Source organism: Metasolibacillus fluoroglycofenilyticus, assembly GCF_003049645.1.
GTDB lineage: Bacteria > Bacillota > Bacilli > Bacillales_A > Planococcaceae > Metasolibacillus > Metasolibacillus fluoroglycofenilyticus.
The window spans coordinates 802,633-825,848 of the sequence record NZ_PYWK01000001.1 but is presented as its reverse complement, the minus strand read 5'-3'; the positions used below and the strand labels follow the sequence as shown (position 1 = coordinate 825,848).

Annotated in this window: 20 protein-coding genes; 5 read left to right on the top strand and 15 right to left on the bottom strand. The window is 40.0% G+C overall.

Annotation, left to right across the window (positions count from 1 at the left end; genetic code table 11):
* Nucleotide 1: 1 nt before the first annotated feature.
* Nucleotides 2-877, bottom strand: coding sequence for a YicC/YloC family endoribonuclease (locus C9J36_RS03605; RefSeq protein ID WP_066169871.1), 876 nt, complete (start codon nt 875-877; stop codon nt 2-4).
* A 155-nt stretch (nt 878-1,032) separates the two neighbouring features.
* Here C9J36_RS03605 and C9J36_RS03600 point away from each other — a divergent pair, with 155 nt between their 5' ends.
* The 3 genes from C9J36_RS03600 to C9J36_RS03595 all read left to right on the top strand — a co-directional run bounded on the left by C9J36_RS03600 (nt 1,033) and on the right by C9J36_RS03595 (nt 4,009).
* The gene (locus C9J36_RS03600; RefSeq protein ID WP_107942261.1) at nt 1,033-2,706 is read left to right on the top strand and encodes an Rqc2 family fibronectin-binding protein; all 1,674 of its coding nucleotides are present in this window, start codon (nt 1,033-1,035) and stop codon (nt 2,704-2,706) included.
* A 269-nt stretch (nt 2,707-2,975) separates the two neighbouring features.
* Nucleotides 2,976-3,116 carry a hypothetical protein gene (locus tag C9J36_RS17265; protein WP_161956376.1) on the top strand — a complete coding sequence of 47 codons (141 nt, stop codon included), beginning with the start codon at nt 2,976-2,978 and terminating at the stop codon, nt 3,114-3,116.
* Nucleotides 3,117-3,229: 113 nt separating this feature from the next.
* Nucleotides 3,230-4,009, top strand: a complete 780-nt coding sequence (locus C9J36_RS03595; RefSeq protein ID WP_107942260.1) for a class I SAM-dependent methyltransferase — start codon at nt 3,230-3,232, stop codon at nt 4,007-4,009.
* Nucleotides 4,010-4,719: 710 nt separating this feature from the next.
* On the opposite strand, the gene pyrE is transcribed toward C9J36_RS03595, so the two are convergent.
* From pyrE to lspA, 12 genes are all read right to left on the bottom strand, one after another.
* Nucleotides 4,720-5,349, bottom strand: a complete 630-nt coding sequence (gene pyrE / locus C9J36_RS03590; protein ID WP_066169862.1) for an orotate phosphoribosyltransferase — start codon at nt 5,347-5,349, stop codon at nt 4,720-4,722.
* 1 nt (nt 5,350) lies between these two features.
* On the bottom strand, nt 5,351-6,058 hold the full coding sequence (pyrF, locus tag C9J36_RS03585; protein ID WP_107942259.1) for an orotidine-5'-phosphate decarboxylase: 708 nt from the start codon (nt 6,056-6,058) through the stop codon (nt 5,351-5,353).
* Nucleotides 6,058-6,969 carry a dihydroorotate dehydrogenase gene (locus tag C9J36_RS03580; protein ID WP_107942258.1) on the bottom strand — a complete coding sequence of 304 codons (912 nt, stop codon included), beginning with the start codon at nt 6,967-6,969 and terminating at the stop codon, nt 6,058-6,060. Before C9J36_RS03580 ends, pyrF begins: the two co-directional genes overlap by 1 nt.
* Entirely contained in the window at nt 6,966-7,739 is a 774-nt protein-coding gene (locus tag C9J36_RS03575; RefSeq protein WP_107942257.1) for a dihydroorotate dehydrogenase electron transfer subunit, read from the bottom strand. Before C9J36_RS03575 ends, C9J36_RS03580 begins: the two co-directional genes overlap by 4 nt.
* A 2-nt stretch (nt 7,740-7,741) precedes the next feature.
* On the bottom strand, nt 7,742-10,936 hold the full coding sequence (gene carB / locus C9J36_RS03570) for a carbamoyl-phosphate synthase large subunit (protein ID WP_107942256.1): 3,195 nt from the start codon (nt 10,934-10,936) through the stop codon (nt 7,742-7,744).
* Nucleotides 10,929-12,023, bottom strand: a complete 1,095-nt coding sequence (locus C9J36_RS03565) for a carbamoyl phosphate synthase small subunit (RefSeq protein WP_107942255.1) — start codon at nt 12,021-12,023, stop codon at nt 10,929-10,931. Before C9J36_RS03565 ends, carB begins: the two co-directional genes overlap by 8 nt.
* Nucleotides 12,024-12,025: 2 nt before the next feature.
* Nucleotides 12,026-13,300 carry a dihydroorotase gene (locus C9J36_RS03560; RefSeq protein ID WP_107942254.1) on the bottom strand — a complete coding sequence of 425 codons (1,275 nt, stop codon included), beginning with the start codon at nt 13,298-13,300 and terminating at the stop codon, nt 12,026-12,028.
* Between the two features lies 1 nt (nt 13,301).
* On the bottom strand, nt 13,302-14,180 hold the full coding sequence (locus C9J36_RS03555; RefSeq protein WP_107942253.1) for an aspartate carbamoyltransferase catalytic subunit: 879 nt from the start codon (nt 14,178-14,180) through the stop codon (nt 13,302-13,304).
* Between the two features lie 100 nt (nt 14,181-14,280).
* Complete coding sequence (locus tag C9J36_RS03550) at nt 14,281-15,615, bottom strand: solute carrier family 23 protein (protein ID WP_107942252.1); 1,335 nt, start codon at nt 15,613-15,615, stop codon at nt 14,281-14,283.
* 19 nt (nt 15,616-15,634) lie between these two features.
* On the bottom strand, nt 15,635-16,177 hold the full coding sequence (gene pyrR, locus C9J36_RS03545; RefSeq protein ID WP_107942251.1) for a bifunctional pyr operon transcriptional regulator/uracil phosphoribosyltransferase PyrR: 543 nt from the start codon (nt 16,175-16,177) through the stop codon (nt 15,635-15,637).
* 218 nt (nt 16,178-16,395) lie between these two features.
* Nucleotides 16,396-17,301 carry an RluA family pseudouridine synthase gene (locus tag C9J36_RS03540; RefSeq protein WP_107942250.1) on the bottom strand — a complete coding sequence of 302 codons (906 nt, stop codon included), beginning with the start codon at nt 17,299-17,301 and terminating at the stop codon, nt 16,396-16,398.
* On the bottom strand, nt 17,298-17,777 hold the full coding sequence (gene lspA / locus C9J36_RS03535) for a signal peptidase II (protein ID WP_066169831.1): 480 nt from the start codon (nt 17,775-17,777) through the stop codon (nt 17,298-17,300). Before lspA ends, C9J36_RS03540 begins: the two co-directional genes overlap by 4 nt.
* A gap of 524 nt (nt 17,778-18,301) precedes the next feature.
* On the opposite strand from lspA, the gene C9J36_RS03530 reads away from it, so the two are divergent.
* Complete coding sequence (locus tag C9J36_RS03530) at nt 18,302-19,384, top strand: type III polyketide synthase (protein ID WP_107942249.1); 1,083 nt, start codon at nt 18,302-18,304, stop codon at nt 19,382-19,384.
* Between the two features lie 2 nt (nt 19,385-19,386).
* A complete protein-coding gene (locus C9J36_RS03525; RefSeq protein ID WP_430010624.1) occupies nt 19,387-19,908 on the top strand; it encodes an isoprenylcysteine carboxyl methyltransferase family protein in 522 nt (173 codons plus the stop codon).
* Between the two features lie 173 nt (nt 19,909-20,081).
* Here C9J36_RS03525 and C9J36_RS03520 read toward each other — a convergent pair whose 3' ends face one another.
* Together C9J36_RS03520 and C9J36_RS03515 are read right to left on the bottom strand one after the other, a co-directional pair.
* Nucleotides 20,082-21,311 (bottom strand): EAL and HDOD domain-containing protein, encoded by a 1,230-nt coding sequence (locus tag C9J36_RS03520; protein ID WP_107942247.1) that lies wholly within the window; start codon nt 21,309-21,311, stop codon nt 20,082-20,084.
* Between the two features lie 367 nt (nt 21,312-21,678).
* Nucleotides 21,679-22,908: an EAL and HDOD domain-containing protein gene (locus C9J36_RS03515; protein ID WP_066169821.1), complete on the bottom strand. Its 1,230-nt coding sequence runs from the start codon at nt 22,906-22,908 to the stop codon at nt 21,679-21,681.
* Nucleotides 22,909-23,216: the final 308 nt, after the last annotated feature.

The following is a 23,216-nucleotide window of genomic DNA, read 5'->3' as shown; positions in this document are numbered from 1 at the left end:
GCTATTCAATATTTTGAACTTGCTCACGCATTTTCTCTAAAATGGCCTTCGCTTGCACGACTGCAATCGAGCTCTCGGAGGACTGATTTTTCGAACCAATTGTATTGATTTCTCGATGCATTTCCTGCATTAAAAAATCAAGCTTACGACCAATAGCCCCTTGCTCCTCCAACGTTTCCTCAAGCTGACCAAAATGACTATCAAGACGATCTAGCTCCTCTGTAATATCTACACGCTCTGCGAATAATGCCACTTCCATTAACAACCGTTCTTCTAGTAGCTGCCCACTAGCAATTTCTTCAATTCGTGTTTTTAAGCGCTCACGGTATTTCATTACCGCATCAGAAGACGTGGCACGAATCTTTGCTATTTGCTGCTGCAATTGTTCTTTATATTGTAACATAACTAGCTTCAACTCTTGTCCTTCACGCTCACGCATCTGCACTAAATTTTCAATCGCTTCCTGCATCGCTCGCTCTACAGAAGCAAGTAGACCATCCTGTACTGCCTCCCGTTTTTCTACGACAAGCACTTGGTCAAGCATCGCAATTTCCTGCATCGACCACTTTTCCTGCATAACGATTTTTTGTGATAATTCTTCTTTCGCATTTATGTATGCTTCGAGTAAAGGCCAATTTATTTGTACATGCTGCTCTTCTGCCTGAAGTTCTTTCATAACAATTAATACATCTAACTTTCCGCGTGAAATAGCGGTGGAAAGCATTTTTTTTGCTAAAACCTCTGCTTCCATCCATTCTTTCGGAAATTTTGTGCTTATTTCTAAAAATCGATGATTCACAGCACGAACTTCAACCGTTAATTGATACGATTTTGTCGTTGTGACACCCCTGCCAAAGCCTGTCATACTACGCACCAAGGTCCGTCACACCTTCCTTTAAAATACTGCACACCATTATAACATAGGATGGTATATTTTTTCCTACATTTTAAAGAAAAACATTCAACTAGAGTATTATCGGTAAAAAATGCTATGATTAAGTGAATCAAGTATTGAACGAAAGAGGAATGAATATGGCTTTTGATGGATTATTTACACGCGCAATTGCGCAGGAGCTTCAACAATTAGTATCAGGACGTATTACAAAAATTCACCAGCCAAATGCCATGGAAGTAATGCTTCATATTCGGGCAACCGGCACAAATCATAAACTAATTATTTCAATTCATCCTTCCTACGCACGCATACATTTAACAGAGCAGACGATTGATAACCCACCCGAGCCGCCAATGTTTTGCATGCTGCTGCGCAAGCATTTGGAAGGGGGCTTTATTCATGCCATTACGCAGGATGGCACAGAGCGCATATTGCATATGGTCGTGGAGAGCAAAAATGAGGTTGGCGACAAAATTATGCGCAAGCTTATTATCGAAATTATGGGCAGACATAGCAACTGTCTATTAGTTGATGCGGTAAATGATAAAATTCTCGATAGCTTAAAGCATTTACCGCCTTCCTTAAATAGCTACCGTACTGTTTTACCGGGGCAGCCTTATATCGCACCACCTGCGCAGCATAAGGTAAATCCATATACAGTTACAGAGGAAGAGATAAAGGACTTTTTTGCAGAGCCCAAAAGCGCTAAGGAAGTAGTCGCACATTTTGCTGGCTTCTCACCGCTACATGCGGAGGAATTATTAGCACGTTTAGCACATGGAGTCGCAGCATTTCAGCTATTTTTACAGGAATTGACGAATGCCATGAGCCCTACTTATATTGATAAGGATGGCAAAGCTGTTTTCTCACCATGCTCATTAACGCATTTAACTGGGCAAACTGCTACATACCCAACTCTAGGCTCACTTTTGGACCGTGTCTTTTTTGCACGTGCAGAGCGTGACCGTGTCAAACAACAAGCTGGTGATTTAGAGCGCTGGCTTAGCAATGAGGTAGATAAGCTCAAGCTGAAAACGAAAAAGCTTGAAAAGGATTACGAGCAAGCCTCTAAGCTAGACCAATTACAGCTTTACGGCGAGCTGTTAATGGCTAATATTTATCAATTTGAAAAAGGGCAAGAAAATGTAACTGTTGAAAATTACTATACTGGTGAATCAGTGACAATTGCCATTAACCCGCGCAAAACGCCAATTGACAATGCCCAGCATTATTATCAGCGCTATAATAAAGCGAAAAATGCACTTGTTATGATTGAGGAGCAGCTAGAAAAAACGCATACGGATATCGACTATTTCGAAATGCTCGCACAGCAGGTGGCACAAGCTGCACCGAGCGATATCGAGGAAATTCGCGAGGAACTAGCTGAGCAAGGCTTTTTACGTCTGCGTGCCTCGAAAAAAAAGAAAAAGCCGACAAAGCCTATGCCTGAAGCCTTTTTATCTTCAACAGGTATAACTATTTCCGTCGGTAAAAATAATAAACAAAATGATTTTTTAACATTTAAGCTCGCAAAGAAAAATGATATTTGGCTACACACAAAAGATATCCCAGGCTCGCACGTTGTTATTCATAGCGAAACACCTGACGAAACGACATTACATGAAGCCGCAGTGCTCAGCGCCTATTTCAGTAAAGCACGAGAATCTTCATCCGTACCAGTTGACTACACAGAAATCCGTCAAGTCAAAAAGCCAAATGGCGCAAAGCCCGGCTTCGTCATTTATTTTGAGCAAAAAACATTGTACGTAACACCAGATGAGGAATTGGTACTACGCCTGAAGAAAAAATAATAGTTAGGTGGCATCCAACAAGCTGTGCAGTTGCTAGCTTGTTGGGTGCTGATGTTTCAATAAAATCGTCGCTCATTAAAAACACAAGAGTTTTATGATTTTCTATTGAATTTAAAATAAAATAAATTTTTCACTGCTTTGGAAAAAAACTTAACTTTTTTGGACAGTCCTTATGGCGAAGTATTTTAGCAAACTTTTTTCACTTTTCTATTTCAAAAATATTCTGAATATTGTATAATGAGAAAATATTCTATTCGGAGGTGCTACATATGCCATATCAATCCTATTTAGACCAAGTACAAAGTAAGTATCCTTACACATATGAGGATTCTTGCGAAAATAATGATTCTTACTTACACGAGGAACGTTGTGAGGACACGTTCGACCATTTTGGCGACAATGATTTCTAACAGAGGGGTACTCGTTATGACAATTAGTGATATTTAGAAAATGTATGGTGAACGATGCCATACATTTTTTAGTGTAAGTAAACATCATTTACAAAACGAAGGAGCAACGACTTATGACGCTACTTAATCCAACATCTTTTCCTAATTGGTTAGCACCGCATTCTATTCCTTGGTATGAGCAGCTAAGCAATCTGCAACATCGTTACGAATATGTGTGGCGCTCCTCTTTCACAGAGCCAAACGGAGAAATGATTTTTGATGAAATGGTTGTTCAAAATATTATAGGTAAAAAAGTATTAGATATCGGCTGTGGTCACGGCGAGTTTACACTAAAATGCAGTGTATTAGCAAAAGATATCGTTGGCTTCGATGTAACAAATCGCTTTATTCAAACAGGCCTCCTTCATACTAAAGGAAATGTCTCTTTCATTACAGGCAACACGAAAAATGGGCTGCCCTTTCAAGAGAATGAATTTGATTGTGCCTACATAAGAAAAGGCCCGACATCTGGTTACCCCTCTCTTAAAAAAATTGTGAAACAGGGAGGTACAATTTTCGGATTGCACCCCGGAGATAAAACAGGTAAGGAGCTCCCCCTTTTATTTCCTAATCTTTTTGCACCGACAACAGGTACTCCTATTTTAGATACAATTAAAGCTAGGCTGGCTAGTAGCAAATTTTCAAACAAATCGATTGAAACAATTGATAGCTTCGAATACATACAATCCCCAGATGACCTATTAAAGCTACGCTGCTTTGGCCAACATCCGTCTATTTACAAGATTTTAAAACAACAAAACTTAGATGAAATCAAAACGATTTTTGAACAACATGCCACAGAAAAGGGTTTGCCCATTACACACTCTCGCTACATTGTGAAAGCAGTAATTTAACTTTTTTCAGCAATAATTTTTGCGACGAATAACCGCAGAAGCATATGTTTTTTACGTGTTTACTCCACGTTTAGACTATTGCGCAATTTTTATTCCACGTTTTTTAGCTTTTATTCCACGTTTTTAGAGGTTTATTCCACGTTTTCTATTTTTAAAGCTAAAAAAGAGAGGTTAGGGCATAACTTTATTATTTTGAAAAATGACGAAAATAGATAAAAATTTTTCCGCTTTATGGAGTTAAATATTCCGTCTTAAATCAAAAAAATGTTAGACCAATTAGATTACGGTCTAACATTTTTTCTTTTTGTCCCAGCCTCTTACATCTTTAAAGAAAGTTCAGCTATCTGCCAAGCTTTCTATCCGTTGTGCTCCTGCGGTGGCTCTGCCATCCTCGTCGCATGTAAAACTTAAAGCTCTCCAGCTTTAAGTAATGGAGATTCAACTCTCGCTGATTCTCCTATTCATTGTGCTCCTGCAGTGGCTCTGCCATCCTCGTCGCATGTAAAACTTAAAGCTCTCCGGCTTTAAGTAATGGAGATTCAACTCTCGCTGATTCTCCTATTCATTGTGCTCCTGCGGTGGCTCTGCCATCCTCGTCGCATGTAAAACTTAAAGCTCTCCGGCTTTAAGTAATGGAGATTCAACTCTCGCTGATTCTCCTATTCGTTGTGCTCCTGCGGTGGCTGTGCCATCCTCGTCGCATGTAAAACTTAAAGCTCTCCGGCTTTAAGTTTTACATGCCACTCCTTTAAAAATGGTATCTGTTCTTCTGAGATTGTGCCTGATTCCGAGGCTGCTTCTACTAAGTAATCGAAGTTTGTTAGTGATACATAGTGTACGCCGATTTCATCAAAGGCTTTTTCTGCTTTTGGTAGGTTGTATGTGTAGACACATACAACGCCTACGACTTCACAGCCTGCTGCGCGTAAAGCTTCTACTGCTGTGATAGATGAGCCACCTGTTGAGACGATGTCTTCTACTACGACTACTTTTTGTCCAGCTGCGTATTTACCTTCGATTTGGTTACCGCGGCCGTGTTCCTTTGCTTTCGAGCGCACGTAGACCATTGGTAATTGTAAAATATCCGCTACCCATGCAGCGTGAGGGATGCCGGCTGTTGCTGTGCCTGCTACAACTTCTGTCTCTGGGAAAAATTCTTTAATATTTGCTGCTAAGCCGTTTGCAATTTGCTTGCGGATGGCTGGGTCTGAAATTGTTAGGCGTGTATCACAGTAAATTGGTGATTTAATGCCTGATGCCCATGTGAATAAATTTGTTGGATTTAATTCTACTGCTCCTACTTGCAACATTGCATGAGCGATTTCTTTTTGTAATGCCATGTTATTTTGCCTCCCATAATTGACAAACTTCTTTGTATGCCTGTACTGGATTTGCTGCACCTGTAATCGCACGTCCAACAACGATATGCGTTGAGCCGTCACGTTTTGCGCCATCTGGCGTAGCGATACGTTTTTGGTCATGTGCATCTCCGCCTAACATGCGAATACCCGGTGTTACACGTAAAAAATCTTCTCCACATACTTCAGCAATTGCCTTTGCCTCGTGCACAGAGCAAACGACACCGTTTAAACCTGCCTCTTTCGTTAATTTTGCATAATGCAAAACAGATTCCTGCAAGGATAATGCGATTTTTTGCTCCGCTTGCATTTGCTCTTCTGTTGTCGATGTTAATTGTGTGACAGCGATTGATATTGGGCGCTTGTTACCTGCCGCTGTTCCTGCCTCTAGACCTTCTAAAGCGCCCTCCATCATCGGTTTGCCACCTGCTGCATGGACATTGATTAAATCAATGCCTAAGCGTGCTAAACCTTTCATTGCAGATCGCACTGTGTTCGGAATATCATGGAGTTTTAAATCTAAAAAGATTGCGTGCCCCTGCTCTTTTATTTTATTCACAATGCTTGGACCTTCCTGCATATAAAGCTCCATGCCGACTTTTACGAACAATGGCTCATTAAATTGCTGTAAAAAGTGAAACACTTCTTTCTCGCTTGGAAAGTCAAGCGCAATAATCGGTTTGTTGTTCATTAACGGTGACTCCTTCCGATAATTTCTGAAATATGACCTACACCTAGCTCATCTAGCTTTGCTGGCAATGCCTCGATAATATTTGGACAAACGAAATGGTCGACGAAGTTTGCTGTACCAACCGCTACCGCTGAAGCACCTGCCGACATAAAATCAATAACGTCCTGTACGTTCGTAACGCCACCCATGCCGATAATTGGAATAGTAACTGCCTTATATACTTCGTAAACCATGCGAATCGCAACAGGCTTTACCGCAGGGCCAGATAGCCCCCCTGTTCCATTAGCGATTACAGGCTTTCCTGTTTTTTCGTGTAGACGCATGCCGACTAATGTATTAATCATCGTAATACCGTCTGCACCGCCCGTTTCTACTGCCTTTGCGATATCTACAACACTCGTAACATTCGGTGATAGCTTTACATAAACTGGAACGCTCGATACAGCCTTCACCGCCGCGGTTAATTCTTGTGCTGTTGCAGGGTCTGTTCCAAACTGGATACCGCCACATTTAACATTCGGACAAGAAATATTGAGCTCTAGTGCTTTAACATTTGCCGCGGTCGAAATTTGGCGTGCCACCTCTACATAGTCAGTCACCTCTGTGCCTGCTACATTGGCGATAATTGGCACATCATAGCCTTCTAAAAACTTCAATTCTTCGTTCATTACTTTTTCAAGACCAGGGTTTTGTAGCCCGATTGCGTTTAACATGCCCGCTGCTGTTTCGGCTACACGTGGTGTTGGATTGCCCGCGCGAGTTTCTAGCGTTGTAGCCTTAATCATTATAGCGCCTAGCTTTGATAAATCATAAAGCTGCGCATATTCACGTCCGAAGCCAAAGCAGCCAGATGCTGGCATAATCGGGTTTTTTAACGATAATCCGGGTAACTCTAAATTGATACGGCTCATAATTGGACAACTCCTTTCGGGAATACCGGCCCATCTGAGCACACCTTTACATAATCTTTCTCCACCTGCTCTGTCGTTTGGCAAACGCAGGCGAAGCAAGCGCCGATACCGCAGCCCATGCGCTCCTCAAATGATAAATAGCCCTCTTTATGTGGATAAGTATTTTCCATTGCTTTTAACATCGGCAATGGACCACAGCAATAAAACACATCAAATTCTGGCTTTAAGTCGTCTAACAATGTCGTGACAAAACCTTTCGTCCCTTTTGTTCCATCTACCGTTACATAATATGTGTCGCCTAGCTTGTTAAACTGTTGCTCATAAAATGTCACGTTTTCGGATTGGAAGCCAAGAACGTGAATTGTGCGTACACCACGCGCATTAAGCTGCTTTGACAACTCATGGAGTGGTGGTACACCAATTCCCCCACCTACTAAAAGCGCTGTTCCACCAACAGGGGCTGCTTCAACAGGAAAACCATGACCAAGTGGACCGAGCACGTCAATTTCTTGACCAGCAACTGCTAATGATAGCACAGTTGTTCCTCGACCTTCCGCGCGATAGATCATTGTAAATTGTTGATTTTCCTTGTTGACATCAGCAATACTAATTGGTCGACGCAATAGCGGCTCAAGTGTATCCGATACTTTGACATGAACGAACTGCCCAGGACTCATATCCTGGACAAGCTCTCCTTGTAGTACAAGCTCAAAAATATTATGAGCGATTTTTACTTGGCGAACGACTGTCATACGCTCACTTCGAATCATGATTACTTAACCTCCGCTTTTGGCATTTCTTCTGCTGTAAATGTCATTGATTCAATAACGCGCAGCATCGCCTCCGCTGTATCTAGCGATGTTAAACATGGCACACCATTTTCTACAGATTCACGACGAATGCGGAAGCCATCGCGTGCAGGCTGTTTACCTTTTGTTAATGTGTTGATAACTAACTGTGCCTCACCATTTTGAATCACATCGATTAGTGTTTTGCCTTTTGCACCGATTTTTTCAACAACATCTGTGCGTATACCAGCGGCTTCGAAGCTTCTTGCTGTACCTTCTGTTGCCATAATGCGGTAACCGACCTTTGAGAAGCGTTTTGCGATAGCAATCGCTTCTTCCTTATCTTTATCAGACACAGTGAATAATACTGTACCGTATGTTTTAATCTCAGTTCCAGCAGCTACTAAACCTTTGTAAAGTGCCTTTTCTAATGTAGCGTCTTTGCCCATTACTTCGCCTGTTGATTTCATTTCAGGGCCTAATGTAATGTCTACGCGACGCAGCTTCGCGAATGAAAATACTGGCACTTTAACAAATACGCCTGATTGCTCAGGAGCTAAACCAGTTGGATAGCCTTGCGCTGGAATTGCTTGTCCTAAAATAGCTTTTGTTGCGATATTTGCCATTGGGATGTTCGTAATTTTACTTAAAAATGGTACTGTACGCGATGAACGAGGATTTACTTCGATTACATAAATTTCTCCTTCGCTCATAACATATTGAATATTCATTAAACCAACGATTCCTAGGCCCCTTGCTAGACGTGTCGTATAATCAACGAGCGTTTCCTTTTGCGCATCTGTTAGCTTTTGTGGTGGGTATACAGAAATCGAGTCACCAGAGTGTACGCCTGCGCGCTCAATATGCTCCATAATGCCCGGAATCAATACATTTTCACCGTCGCAAATCGCATCAACTTCAATTTCCTGCCCCGTTAAATAGCGGTCAACGAGCACCGGATGGTCTGGAGAAGCCTCAACTGCATGCTCCATATAATGAGCTAATTCTTCCATGTTATAAACGATTTCCATTGCGCGACCGCCAAGTACATACGACGGACGTACTAATACTGGGAAGCCAAGCTTTTCAGCAATTGCCATTGCACCTTCTGCTGAAGTAGCTGTATCGCCAGGGGGCTGTGGAATATTCAATTCTTTTAAGGCATGTTCAAATTTATCACGGTTTTCCGCGCGGTCGATATCTTCCAATGACGTACCTAAAATTTTCACACCGTTTGCTTCTAGTTTGTCCGCTAAATTAATCGCTGTTTGCCCACCGAATTGCACAACAACGCCGATTGGTTGTTCTAAGTCGATAATGTGCATAACATCCTCAATCGTTAATGGCTCGAAATATAGCTTATCTGAAATTGAGAAGTCTGTTGATACAGTTTCAGGATTTGAGTTAATAATAATCGCCTCATAGCCTGCCTCTTGAATCGCCCATACAGAGTGTACTGTTGCATAGTCGAACTCTACACCTTGACCGATGCGAATTGGACCTGAACCTAATACAACAACAGACGGCTTATCCGTGCGTACGGATTCATTTTCTTCTTCGTATGTGCCGTAGAAATACGGTGTTTGTGATTCAAATTCCGCTGCACAAGTATCAACCATTTTGTAAACAGGGATAATGCCATGCTCTTTACGGAAGTCATAAACAGCTTCTGGCGTTGTTTCCCAAAGCTCTGCAATCTTTTTATCCGCGAAGCCTAAGCGTTTTGCTGAACGCAATACGTCCTGATTATTTTTATTAGTAGCTAATGTGCTTTCCATTGCAACAATTTTTTCTAATTTTTTTAGGAACCATAAGTCGATTGCTGACCATTCATGAATTTGCTCGATTGTTACACCACGGCGCAATGCCTCACCGATAAAGAATAAACGCTCATCTCCTGCTTTGCGGATACGCTTTTCTATCCACGTATCTGTCAGTTCTTCAGGATGCTTCATTTCAATATGAACATGACCTGTTTCAAGTGAGCGAACAGCCTTTAATAACGCTTCTTCAAATGTGCGACCAAGTGCCATTACCTCACCAGTTGCCTTCATTTGCGTACCTAAATTACGCTTTGCTGATTCGAATTTATCAAATGGCCAGCGTGGAATTTTTGCTACGATATAGTCAATTGACGGCTCAAAGCATGCAAATGTTGAGCCTGTAACAGGGTTTTTAATTTCATCTAAAGTTAAGCCGACTGCAATTTTTGCTGCTAGCTTTGCAATAGGATAGCCTGTTGCCTTCGATGCTAGTGCAGATGAACGCGAAACACGTGGGTTAACTTCAATTACATAGTATTGGAAGCTATTTGGGTCTAGTGCCAATTGGACATTACAACCGCCTTCAATTTTCAATGCCCGAATAATATCTAAAGAAATATTACGCAGCATTTGATATTCACGGTCAGATAATGTTTGAACTGGTGCAACTACGATTGAATCACCTGTATGAATCCCTACAGGGTCAAAGTTTTCCATGCTACATACAACGATTGCATTATCAGCAGCATCACGCATTACTTCATACTCAATCTCTTTAAAGCCCGCAATTGATTTTTCAAGTAAGCATTGTGTTACTGGTGAATATTTTAAACCTGACGTTACAATTTCTTCTAGCTCTTGGTCGTTATGACAAATACCACCACCTGTACCGCCTAAAGTGAAGGCAGGGCGTACAATAACTGGGAAGCCAATTTTTTCAACAAAGCGTTTTGCCTCTTCTAAATTGTGGATAATATCTGACTCTGGTACAGGTGCACCTAATTCATACATTAAATTACGGAATAAATCACGGTCCTCTGCTTTATGAATCGCATCAAGCTTCGTTCCTAAAATTTCAATGCCCAGCTCATCTAAAATGCCCGATTCATGTAATTCAATCGCCATGTTTAAGCCTGTTTGTCCACCTAATGTTGGTAAAAGAGCATCTGGGCGTTCTTTACGTAAAATACGTGAAACAAATTCTAATGAAATCGGCTCGATGTACACTTTATCTGCAATTTCTGTATCCGTCATAATTGTCGCAGGATTTGAGTTAATTAAAATGACGCGGTAGCCCTCTTCTTTTAATGATAAACAAGCTTGTGTACCAGCATAGTCAAACTCTGCTGCTTGACCGATAACGATTGGACCTGATCCGATAACTAAAATTGAATTTATATCTGTACGTTTAGGCATGTTTTTTCTCCTTTTCTGCTTCCATCATGTCAATGAATTCGTCGAATAAGTGATTTGAATCTTCCGGGCCTGGTGATGCTTCAGGGTGATATTGCACAGTAAAGATTGGGTATGTTTTATGACGTAATCCTTCAACTGTTCCATCATTTAATGCAATATGTGTAATTTCTAAATCAGTATTTGCTAATGACTCTGCATCCACTGCATAGCCATGGTTTTGAGATGTTAATTCAGTACGTCCTGTGCGCAAATCTTTCACTGGGTGATTAGCCCCGCGATGTCCGAATGGTAATTTAAAGCTTGTTGCGCCGCTTGCTAATGCAAAGAGCTGGTGACCTAAGCAAATACCGAACATCGGCACTTTCCCAATTAAATTTTTAATTGTTTCGATACCCTCTGCTACATCTGCTGGATTGCCCGGACCGTTTGATAGCATAATGCCATCTGGATGCCACGCTAAAATTTGCTCTGCCGATGTATTGTAAGGTACGACAAGTACATCACAATCACGTTTATTCAGCTCTCGCAAAATACCGTGCTTCATGCCGAAATTCATGACAACAACGCGCTTGCCACGCCCCGGTGATGGATAAGCTGCCTTAGGTGATACCTCTCTTACATGGTGTGTAATAAGTGGTGTCACTTGTAAATGTGCGACAATTTCTTCTACATTCACTGCCTCATCCGCAGCAGTTAAAATGGCGCGTACTACACCTTTTGAGCGAATAATGCGCGTCAGTTTACGTGTATCGATGCCCTCAATTCCCGGAATATCTTGGCTTTTCAAATAATCATTTAATGTCATGTCACAGCGAAAGTTTGATGGATATTCCTCTAGCTCACGCACTACAAAGCCACGAATTGTTGGCGTAATTCCTTCAAAATCATCACGGTTAATACCGTAATTCCCGATTAAAGGATATGTTAACGTTACGATTTGTCCATAAAAGGATGGGTCTGATAATGTTTCCTGATAGCCAGTCATACCTGTTGTAAATACGACCTCTCCTTGTGAAGCTCTATCACTACCAAATGCGATACCGTTGAATACTGTACCGTCTTCTAAAATTAATGAGCGCTTTTTCATTATTATTGTGCCTCCTCGTATGCGATTTTGCCTTCAACCATCGTTAATATTGGCCAGCCCTTAGCGACCCAACCATTAAATGGTGTATTACGACCTTTTGTTACAAATCCTTCTGCATCGACTGTTTGCTCTTTCGTTAAATCAATAATTGTTAAATCCGCCGATGCACCTACTGTTAATGTGCCATATGGCAAATCAAAAATTTGAGAAGGCTTCACTGTCATCCAGTCAATTAATTGCTTTAATGTCCATTTCCCTGTTTCAACAAAGCTTGTATATAACAATGGGAAGGCTGTTTCAAAGCCTACGATGCCGAATGGTGCGCCTACCATACCGCAGCACTTTTCCTCTACTGTATGTGGCGCATGGTCTGTTGCGATGCAATCAATCGTGCCATCTAATAATGCTGCATGTAAAGAATCTTTATCATCTGCTGCACGTAGTGGTGGATTCATTTTCCAATTCGCATCATCTGAAGGAATGTCCATTTCCTCTAGCAATAAATGATGCGGGCATACCTCAGCCGTTACACGAATACCTGCTGCCTTTGCATCACGTACTGCACGTACAGACTCCTTCGTTGAGACATGACAAACATGGTAGCGTGCGCCTGCTGCTTCCGCTAATAAGACGTCACGTGCAATTTGCACCGATTCACAAATCGAAGGAATACCTGGTAAGCCAAGCTCTTTATTACGTTTGCCCTCATGCATCACACCTTCGTAAATTAAAGAGTTATCTTCACAGTGTGCGACAACGATTGCATCAAGGCGAGCTGCTTCCTTCATTTGCTCATACATCGTTGCTGCTAGCTGAATACCTACACCATCATCTGAAAAGGCTACTGCACCATGAGCTTTAAGTTCTTCCATGTTTGTACGCACTTCACCGGAGATATCTTTCGTTAGCGAGCCATAAGGCAATACGCGAATAACTGCACTTTCTTTAATCAAGCCTTGAATTAATTGCATATTTTCAACTGAATCTGGTACTGGCTTCGTATTTGGCATGGCACAAATTGTTGTGAAGCCACCTTTTGCTGCTGATGCTGTACCAGTAGCAATCGTTTCTTTATGCTCAAAGCCCGGTTCACGTAAATGTGTATGAACATCGACAAAGCCCGGTGCTACTAAATTACCTTGACCATCAATGACTTGTGCGGAGGCTGGTTGTTCGCCACCAATTGCTGTAATTTTACCTTCTTCAATTGTAATGCTTGTCATTACTAGCTCACTTACTTCATTCACCATTTTTACGTTATGGATAAAAGTTGTCATGTTATTCTCTCTCCTTCAGAATTGTTTCTAAAATAGCCATACGTGCATAGACGCCGTTTCGCACTTGCTGGAAAATACGTGAACGCTCACATTCTACAAGTTGGTCGGCAATTTCAACATCGCGATTTACTGGGGCAGGATGCATAATAATGGCCCCCTTCTTCATTTGTGCCTCACGCGCTACCGTTAAACCATATTGCTCATGATAGCTTTCTTTAGAAAAGCTCTTACTTACTGAATGACGCTCATGCTGAATGCGTAGTAGCATAATGACATCACTATCTTGAATCAAATCATCCCATGAATGATGTGCTTCAAAGTGACCCGCCCATTCTGCCGGACATAGAAAGCGTACATTCGCACCTAGCCTTGTCAATGCAGCTGCATTCGACTTTGCCACACGACTATGAGATATATCCCCCACAATCGTAATATTTAAGTTTTCAAATGTGCCAAACTCTTTTTGAATCGTGTATAAATCAAGCAGACTTTGCGATGGATGCTGCCCTGCTCCATCCCCTGCATTGATTACAGCGCAATTAATTCCCTCTAAAAGCTCATTGTAATATTCATCTTCCTTTGCACGAATGATGACTGCATCTAGTCCAATCATTTCAAGTGTCTTTACCGTATCGTACATCGTTTCACCCTTTAGTGCACTTGAAAATTCGGCATCGAATGGAATGACTGTACAGCCTATGCGGCGCTCAGCCATTTCAAAGCTTGTTTTCGTTCTCGTGCTAGGCTCAAAAAATAAATTAGCGACATTGTAGGAGCGCAATAACTTTGACGGCTCCCCATTTTCAAAAGCTTTCGCTCGCTCTAAAATGTGTAAAATTTCTTCATTTGTTAAATGCTCCATGGATAATAAATTTTTCATTTGACTGCCTCCATTTACAATGTGCTAAATTCTCATTACAACGCTTCTTGAAGTCTAAAATTCTCGAAAATATTCGCTTCAATAGGCTTTTATTGTCCCATTACTTTTCCTCGAGGCTGTTAACCTCTTTTTCGCGACCAGGTAATAATAAGTTTAATAAGACACCGACAATTGCTGCGAGCGCCATTCCTTCTACTTTAAATGCGCTTGTGAAGTGGAAGGCTGCACCGCCTATACCGATGACTAAAATAACGGATGAAATAACTAAATTACGATTGTTGCCGAAGTCAATATTATTTTCTACAAGCATACGTAGACCGCTTGAAGCGATAATCCCGAATAGCAAAATGGAAATACCACCGAGCACTGCTGTTGGAATCGTTTGAATTAATGCCATTGCTTTCCCAATGAAGGAGAAGATAATCGCAAGTACGGCTGCGCCTAGAATGACATAAACCGAATAAACACGCGTGATGGCTAGTACACCGATATTTTCACCATATGTTGTTTTTGGTGGACCACCGATTAAGGCACTTAAAAATGTGCCAAGCCCATCCCCTAAAATCGAACGATGCAAGCCCGGGTCCTTAATATAATTGCGATTAACAACCTTCCCTAATACGAGCTGATGTCCGATATGCTCTGATAATGTGACGATGACAATTGGAACCATCGCCCAAAAGATTGTTGACGTAATAGCAAATTCATAATGCACGCCTGGTATTAAAAAGTCTGGCATTGCAAGCCAGCTCGCTTCTTTCACTGCTGTGAAATCAACAATTCCGATAAGTACCGCATAGATATAGCCGATAACTATGCCGAGTAAAATCGGCATTGCACTTAAAATGTTTTTGAAATAGACCGTGAAAATAATCGCTGCAAATAATGTGACTAATGCTACTGTGAAATGCTTAAAGCTATAAACGCTTGCTAGCACCGTTTCTCCTGTTGCCTCATCGAGCGTTTCTACCGTTATGTTCATCGCCATATCGACGGCTGTTCCTGCTAGTGCCAAACCGATGACCATAATAACAGGTGCGACAACGATTGGCGGTAAAATATTCATTAACCATTTATAGCCTGTTTTCCATATAATTAATGCAACAATTCCATATGTAACACCGACTAGCATCGCCCCAATCATCGCGTTTCCAGGGTTCATATTTTGGCCATTCTCTAGCCCGCCTGAGGCAACCAAAATCGGCGCAATAAAGGCGAAGGAGGAACCTAAGTATGCAGGTACTTTAAATTGAGTAATTAATAAAAATACAATTGTTGCAATCCCGCTCGTTAAGAGGGCAATTGCAGGGCTTAGCCCTACTAGCTTTGGCACTAAAATTGTCGCACCAAACATTGCGAACATATGCTGGAAACTTAATGTTATTAATTGAATAGTTGATGGTCTTTCACGAATATCTAACAGTGGCTTTGACATATTGTTCCTCCTAATTTTACTACTCATTATTTTTATGAATGCTTACTTGGTCTAATCCGTCTACTTCAACTAAGCTAACGACGATGCGCTCTTGTCCAGATGTCGGAATGTTTTTTCCTACATAGTCCGCACGAATTGGCAATTCACGATGTCCTCGGTCAACTAAAACAGCGAGTTGAATTTGTGCTGGTCGACCCAAATCCATTACCGCATCGAGCGCGGCACGTACTGTACGTCCTGTATATAGCACATCATCGATTAAGACAATTTTTTGTTCGCTCACTTGATAATCAATCGCTACTTGCTGTACTTGTGCTTCCTCTTGATTTTCTGTCAAGTCATCACGGTATAATGTAATATCTAGCTCCCCTGTGCGAATCGGTTGCCCTTCGATAGTTTCAATGCGCTCTGCTAGCCGCCTCGCTAAATAGGCCCCCCGCGTTTTAATCCCTACTAAAATACACTCTTCAATTCCTTTGTTGCGCTCAATTATTTCATGCGCGATACGTGTTAAGGCGCGATTCATCGAGGCGCTATCAAGCAAAACATTTATATTTGACATACGGTATCCCCTTTCTAAATTATGCAAAAAAGCCTCTCAAGCAGTTGCTTGAGAGGCTGAAAATTCCATGTTGAAATAACGTGTAGCAAGAATTTTGCGCACAAAAATCCCCTACACTTCACAAGTTCCCTTCTCAGCCTCTCTGGACTGCCATTAAAGGTGCAATATTCGCTTTTATTGTTACTTAGTATAATACTATCGTTAGTTGATGTCAATAACTACTCGCGCAACTCCGCAAGCAATTGTTCAAAATCCTTTGGTAGCGCTGCTGAAAATTCTAAATACTCGCCTGTTGCAGGGTGGACAAAGCCTAATACACCCGCATGTAGCACTTGTCCATTGAAATCAATTGTTTTCTTCGGTCCATATTTCGGGTCACCTACTAGTGGAAATCCAATATATTGCATATGGACGCGAATTTGATGCGTACGCCCTGTTTCCAAGCGACATTCCACTAAAGTATAATCCCCTAGCCGTTCTATCACTTGGAAATGGGTAACAGCATGCTTGCCATTATCAACAACAGCCTGCTTTTGGCGATCCTTTGTATCGCGTCCAATTGGTGCATCAATTGTCCCTTTATCATGCGCGATATGCCCGTGTACCAATGCTGTATATTTGCGTGTCACTGATTTTGCTACGAGCTGGTTTACTAATGATTCATGCGCCGTATCATTTTTAGCCACCATCAATAAACCCGATGTATCTTTGTCGATGCGATGGACAATACCAGGTCGCAATACACCATTAATTCCTGATAAATCTTTGCAATGATGCATTAATCCATTGACAAGTGTACCGCTCATATGCCCCGGTGCAGGGTGCACAACCATCCCTTTTGGCTTGTTAACAACGACTACATCTGCATCCTCATAAACGATGTCTAGTGCTAAATTTTCAGCAACGACTTCTAATTGCTCAGGCTCCGGAACATCGACTTCAATAATATCGCCCTCCCTCACCTTATACTTTGCTTTAACTTCCGCACCATTTACTTTTATTACGCCATCTGTTAGCCAATTGCTAATTTGTGTACGCGACCATTCTGTTTGTATATGTGCGAGCGCTTTATCTATGCGCTCACCTGCCCGCTCAGCTTCAATTGTATATTTGACTACTGTCATTGTTTCACCTTTTTCTTTTGTTGTTGATCATCTAAAATAATTGCAATTAATAACATGACAACTGCAATTGATAGGGCAGCATCCGCCACATTAAAAATCGGGAATTCGTAATTGATAATCGGTATAAGTACATCGACAAAATCGACTACTTCTCCTCTGAATAAACGATCGATAAAATTCCCTACAGCCCCACCAAACAGTAGCATTAAGCTTGCTTGCAATAGCGGCTTGCCCTTTGCCTCGGTATAGAAAAAATAAAGAATAGCAATAATGACACCAATCGTTACAATAGTAAATAACCACATTTGTCCTTGCAGCATTCCCCATGCCGCTCCTTTATTGCGATGCGATAACAGGCCGAGCCAAGGGTCCCAAAGGGCAATCCGCTCACCTATTTCCATGTTTTTAACAACCATCCATTTTGTTATTTGATCCAATAAAATAGCAAGTATCGCTATTCCATAATACTTCTTCACAGATGCCGCCTCCGTTTACCCCGTATTAACAGGCTGTAGAATCCCCACTTCAAAACTAGAATTGAAAATCAGTTACGCCTCGGCATACGTCCAGATTTTTTCGAGCTAACCAGTGGAAGTTAACCTACAATCGTCACGTCCTGCGCCATCTGCCGAGGGCTTATGCTAGTCACTCAGTCGTCGCACGTATAGCGGCGCTCTTAGACTGAGCTCCCTTTGATTTGAAATGCTTTTTTTGCATTCATCTCTTGTTGAATCAGATTAAATTGTTTGAGTGGAAAATCAACAGCTTGTAAAAATCCGATTTGTGAAATTATCAATCAGTGAAAGATTCCACTGATTGAAGGTTCACTTTACACAATATGTTATCCATTTTACCACAGTCCGTCTAAGACGAATAATATTATCTTTTAGGTGATGTAAAAGATAATATTATTCAAAACTTTATTCAATGTTCGAAAGGTATGTTCTTCCTTCCTCCTTGCATACATTACATCATACTTCGATTGGAGAGGAGTTTTTCTATGCCAAAAATTTGCTCAGTTAGTACATACCAAATGCCATACACACTAACACAGCAGGAGGCAAAACAATTAACAGCGGACCTTTTTCAGCAGCACATGCCACGACTAGAAAGATTATTACAAGTTTTTCACAACGGCGGAATTGACAAGCGTCAGCTCTGCATATCGCCAGAATGGCATCGCACGCCACGCTCCTTTGCAGAGCGCAATCAATTATATGTGGAGCTAGCAACACAGTATAGCGTTGAAGTCATTCAACAATGCTTAAAAAATGAAGATTTTCTTGCCTCACCTATCACTCCTGACAGCGTGGATGCTATTATTTTTGTCAGTACAACAGGGTTAGCAACACCGAGTATTGATGCACGCATTATGAATATATTACCCTTTTCAGAGCGCTTGCGACGCATTCCGCTGTGGGGCCTTGGTTGTGCTGGTGGCGCAGCAGGAATTAGTCGAGCCTTTGATTTTTGCAAAGCTTATCCGACTGCAAAGGTGCTCGTCGTTTGCGTAGAGCTATGTAGCTTAACATTCCAAACTGAGGATATACGCAAAAGCAATATCATTGGTGCATCGTTATTTGCTGACGGAGCTGCTGCGGTTCTCATCTGTGGGGATGAAGCGGAGATTGCACTGCAATGCGCTGTACCACATATTGTTCATAGTGGCTCAAAATTATGGCCACATTCCGAGCAAGTAATGGGCTGGGATATACAAAATAGCGGCTTGCATGTTATTTTTCAAAAAAGCATTCCTTCTATAATCAATCGCTGGCTCCGTCCATTTATAGCAGAATTTTTAGAGGAACAATACTTAGCAGAGCGTGATGTTGCTTATTTTATCGCACATCCAGGTGGCAAAAAGGTGCTTGAAGCTTATGAGCAAGCATTATTTTTAACAACTGAACAAACGGCAACTGCCCGCATGATTTTGCAGCAATACGGTAATATGTCTTCCCCTACTGTGCTCTATGTACTGGAACAATTTATGTTAGAAAATAAAAAATCTGACGAATTTGGTATGCTTGTTGCGCTAGGTCCAGGCTTTTGCGGTGAGGCTGTATTAGTGAAATGGGGTGAATAAGGGTGATTTATTTATTTATATTGATTATTATTTTACAGCGCTTTGTTGAGCTTATAATTGCACGTCATAATGAACGTTGGCTACGTGCACAAGGGGCATATGAAGTCGGCACAAATCATTACCCACATATGCTTGCATTGCATAGCAGCTTTTTTATCGTCCTACTTTTAGAAATAACATTGAAAAAACCATCACTATCCCCTTTATTTCCTATATTACTTCTATTATTTGTCGTTGTACAAGGTTTGCGCGTATGGTGTATCTATTCATTAGGTCGATTTTGGAACACCAAAATTTTCATTTTGCCACATGCACCAGTCATACGAAAAGGACCTTATCGCTTTATGCGCCATCCTAATTATTTTGTCGTCAGCATTGAAATTCTGTTATTGCCCTTTATGTTCCAAGCCTATTTCAGCGCATTTATTTTTACCGTATTAAATGCCGTCATACTATCTGTACGCATTCCCATTGAGGAACGGGCATTACGACAAGCAACAAACTATAATGAAGCGTTTAAATAAATAATAAAGCTATATGTATTAATTAACCAATTATAAAGAACATTCTTCTTTCTAAAGTGACTATCATCTAAGCAAAAAAGCATGAGGTTGTCTGAAAAGCAGTGCATTCGCAATATATTCTACGACGAGTAATCGAGGAACACACCTTTCAGACAACCCCATATAATTTCTGCTTACAATGATTTTTCCGCCCAAATCAATGCCTCGCTATACAACTCATCCATCTCATAGACATTCACCCCTAATTTTTCTCCAAATCCCTCGAGTTGGTCCCACTCTAACTTGCTTAACGCAATGCTAAATTGTAAAAACGGCGTCATATCTGTTTGTTGACCTAAAAGTGTATGAACTACATTATCAGATAGGGGAAGATTTTGTACTATTTCCTCCAAATTTCTTCTTAACAATGTATCAATTAACGAAAACATACCAACTAAAAAATATTCAGAGGGATTTTGCTTCTTATTACGTTTTGCTACTATTTCGCAAACCTTCGCTCGAAAAAGAGATGTACGCATAATTTCTTCACGAAAATCCTCGCTATTTTCTATTTGTATTTCACTCATCGCTATAAAATAAATCCATTTTCTTAAATTTGGTATACCTATCATCATAATCGCTTGTCTTATTGATTGAATTCTCGATTTAAACTGCCCTGTTGCGATATTGATTGTTTGTAAAAGTTTATATGTTAAAGACAAATCACGCTCAATATTTTCCGCGATTAACTGAACATTTGGTTCTTCTTCATTTAACAATAACAATGTATTTAAATATTGAATCGTATTGGGGGGAATACTTACACCAGCCAAAATTTGTGGCTTCTCAAAAAAATAGCCTTGGAATAATTTATAGCCTAACGTAAAAGCACTATTAAACTCTCCATATGTTTCAACCTTTTCTGCAAGTAACTGAATATGTGGAAAATTCATTTTTACTTTTCTTTCAATTTTAAGCCGTTCCCCCATGTCGGATAATAGAAAGTCAATTTTAATAAAATCTACATGTCGAAAGAGCTCATCATATTCTTCTATTTGTTCATTTAAAATAAAATCATCTAGCGCAATTTTAAAACCTTTTTCTTTTAATGCATACACTCTTTTAATAAGCATCTTTGTAATAGGTATATCCTCAAGTATTTCTATTACTACTTGAGCTGGATCTAGCCAATCAAAAATAGAGCTATACAATAAATTTTCAGTAAAGTTTACAAAGATAGGCTTGTCCTTCATCACTCGTTCTGCACCAATATGTAAAAGGCTATTTACCAACACTTTTACGGTTGCTGTGTCGGAATCTATATTGGGAAATTCGTTTAAATTTTTACTTCTATATAATAATTCATAAGCTATAACTTCCTTCTTAGCATTAAAAATCGGCTGTCTTCCAACAAAAATATCCATTCAATACCCCTTCTTTTTACATAACCTATTGTATAATTAACCCAATTTAATTTTTAACAGACGCACTATTCAATATAAGCTATAGCTCTAAACAATTACTGAACAATAACAATGGATAGAATAAATTATCTAGGCTATATAAGGGAAAGTTAACCGTAAATTTCTACATAAATTTTCAACTAACAATTTAAAAAGGCCCCTAATTAAATAGGATATTTTTCATCTACTTAATAAGGAGCCTACCTATTTTATTGATTACGCCTACGTTTTGTGGGAAATGCATTGCAATACTTTAAAAGCGGGATTAGAATAGACGAGATATTTTTTAACATAGCTTCATTCTATTAAACTGAAAATTCGAACTTCTTTACAATGATTTTTCCGCCCAAGCTAACGCCTCGCTATATAGCTCATCCATCTCATGTATATTTAATCCTATATTTTCTCCTAATGCTTGAAGCTTGTCCCACTCTAATTTGTCGAGTGCCATGCTAAATTGTAAGTATGGTGTCATTTCTGTTTGCTGACCCAGAATTGTATCAATAACACGATTAGATAAAGGTAACTTTTGGACAATTTCTTCTAATGTGCTCTTTAATAATATATCAATTAAAGAAAACATGCCGACTAAAAAATATTCTGGATGATTTTTCTTCCTGTTACGCTTTGCTAATATTTCACAAACCTTTGCGCGAAATAAAGAGGCACGCATAATTTCCTCAAAAAAATCCTCCTCGTCATCAATTTGGCGCTCACCCATTGCGACGAAATAAATCCATTTTCTTAAATTCGGTATACCAATCATCATAATTGCCTGTCTAATAGAATAAATTCTTACCTTTACATGCCCAGTTGCATTATTAATCATTTGCAGCAATTTATATGCTAGTGATAAATCCTTTTCAATGTTTTCAGCAATTAATTGTACATTTGGATTTTCCTCACTTAATAATAGCAAAATGTTTAAATACGGAATCGTATTTGGTGGGATGCTATTGCCTTTGACAATTTGCGGCTTTTCAAAAAAATAGCCTTGGAATAACTGATAATTCGAGGCCTTCGCTGTCTTAAATTGATCATACTCCTCCACCTTTTCAGCTAGCAGTTGAATATGTGGAAATTTCTCTTGTACTTTTCTTTCAATTTTTTTGCGCTCTTCAAGCGTTGTTGCCAAAAAGTCGATTTTAATATAATCGATATATTGAAACAACTCATTATAACTTTCCACTTGCTTATCCAAAACAAAATCATCGAGAGCTACTTTAAAACCTTTTTCTTTTAACTCACGTACTCGTTGAATGAGTTTTGGCGTAATCTGTACGTTTTCTAAAATTTCAATAACTACTTGTGATGATTTTAAAAGCTGGTCGATGGAGCTTTCCAATAAATTTTCTGTGAAATTTATAAAGACAGGTTTCCCTTGAGTAATTTTTTCTGCTCCTATATGCAAAAATGAATTAATCAGTACTTTAATTGTCGCTACATCTTCATTAATCATTGGAAATGCAGTCAGATTTTTATTACGATACAATAATTCGTATGCGATAATTTGTTTATTCGCATTAAAAATTGGCTGCCTTCCTACAAACACTTCCACTATTATTTCACCCCCTTGTATTTACATATTTTTCACCCACTAGATGATTATATCAAACTTATATTAAAAATAGGTTAAAAAGACCCAAAAAAATTCCTATTAAAAAGAAGAAAAATAGAGTAATTATAAACTACACAAGCAATGCCTTTCTAGCTAATTTCATCCCTTTCTCTCACAAATAATCTATGTTTATGCTGTTATAATTGAAAATACTATATATTTATGAAAAAGAGGCTTCAAATTTCGTATTTTCAACCTTTAAATAAATGTATACATTTTTGAACAATTTAATAAAACAAAAATTGCCT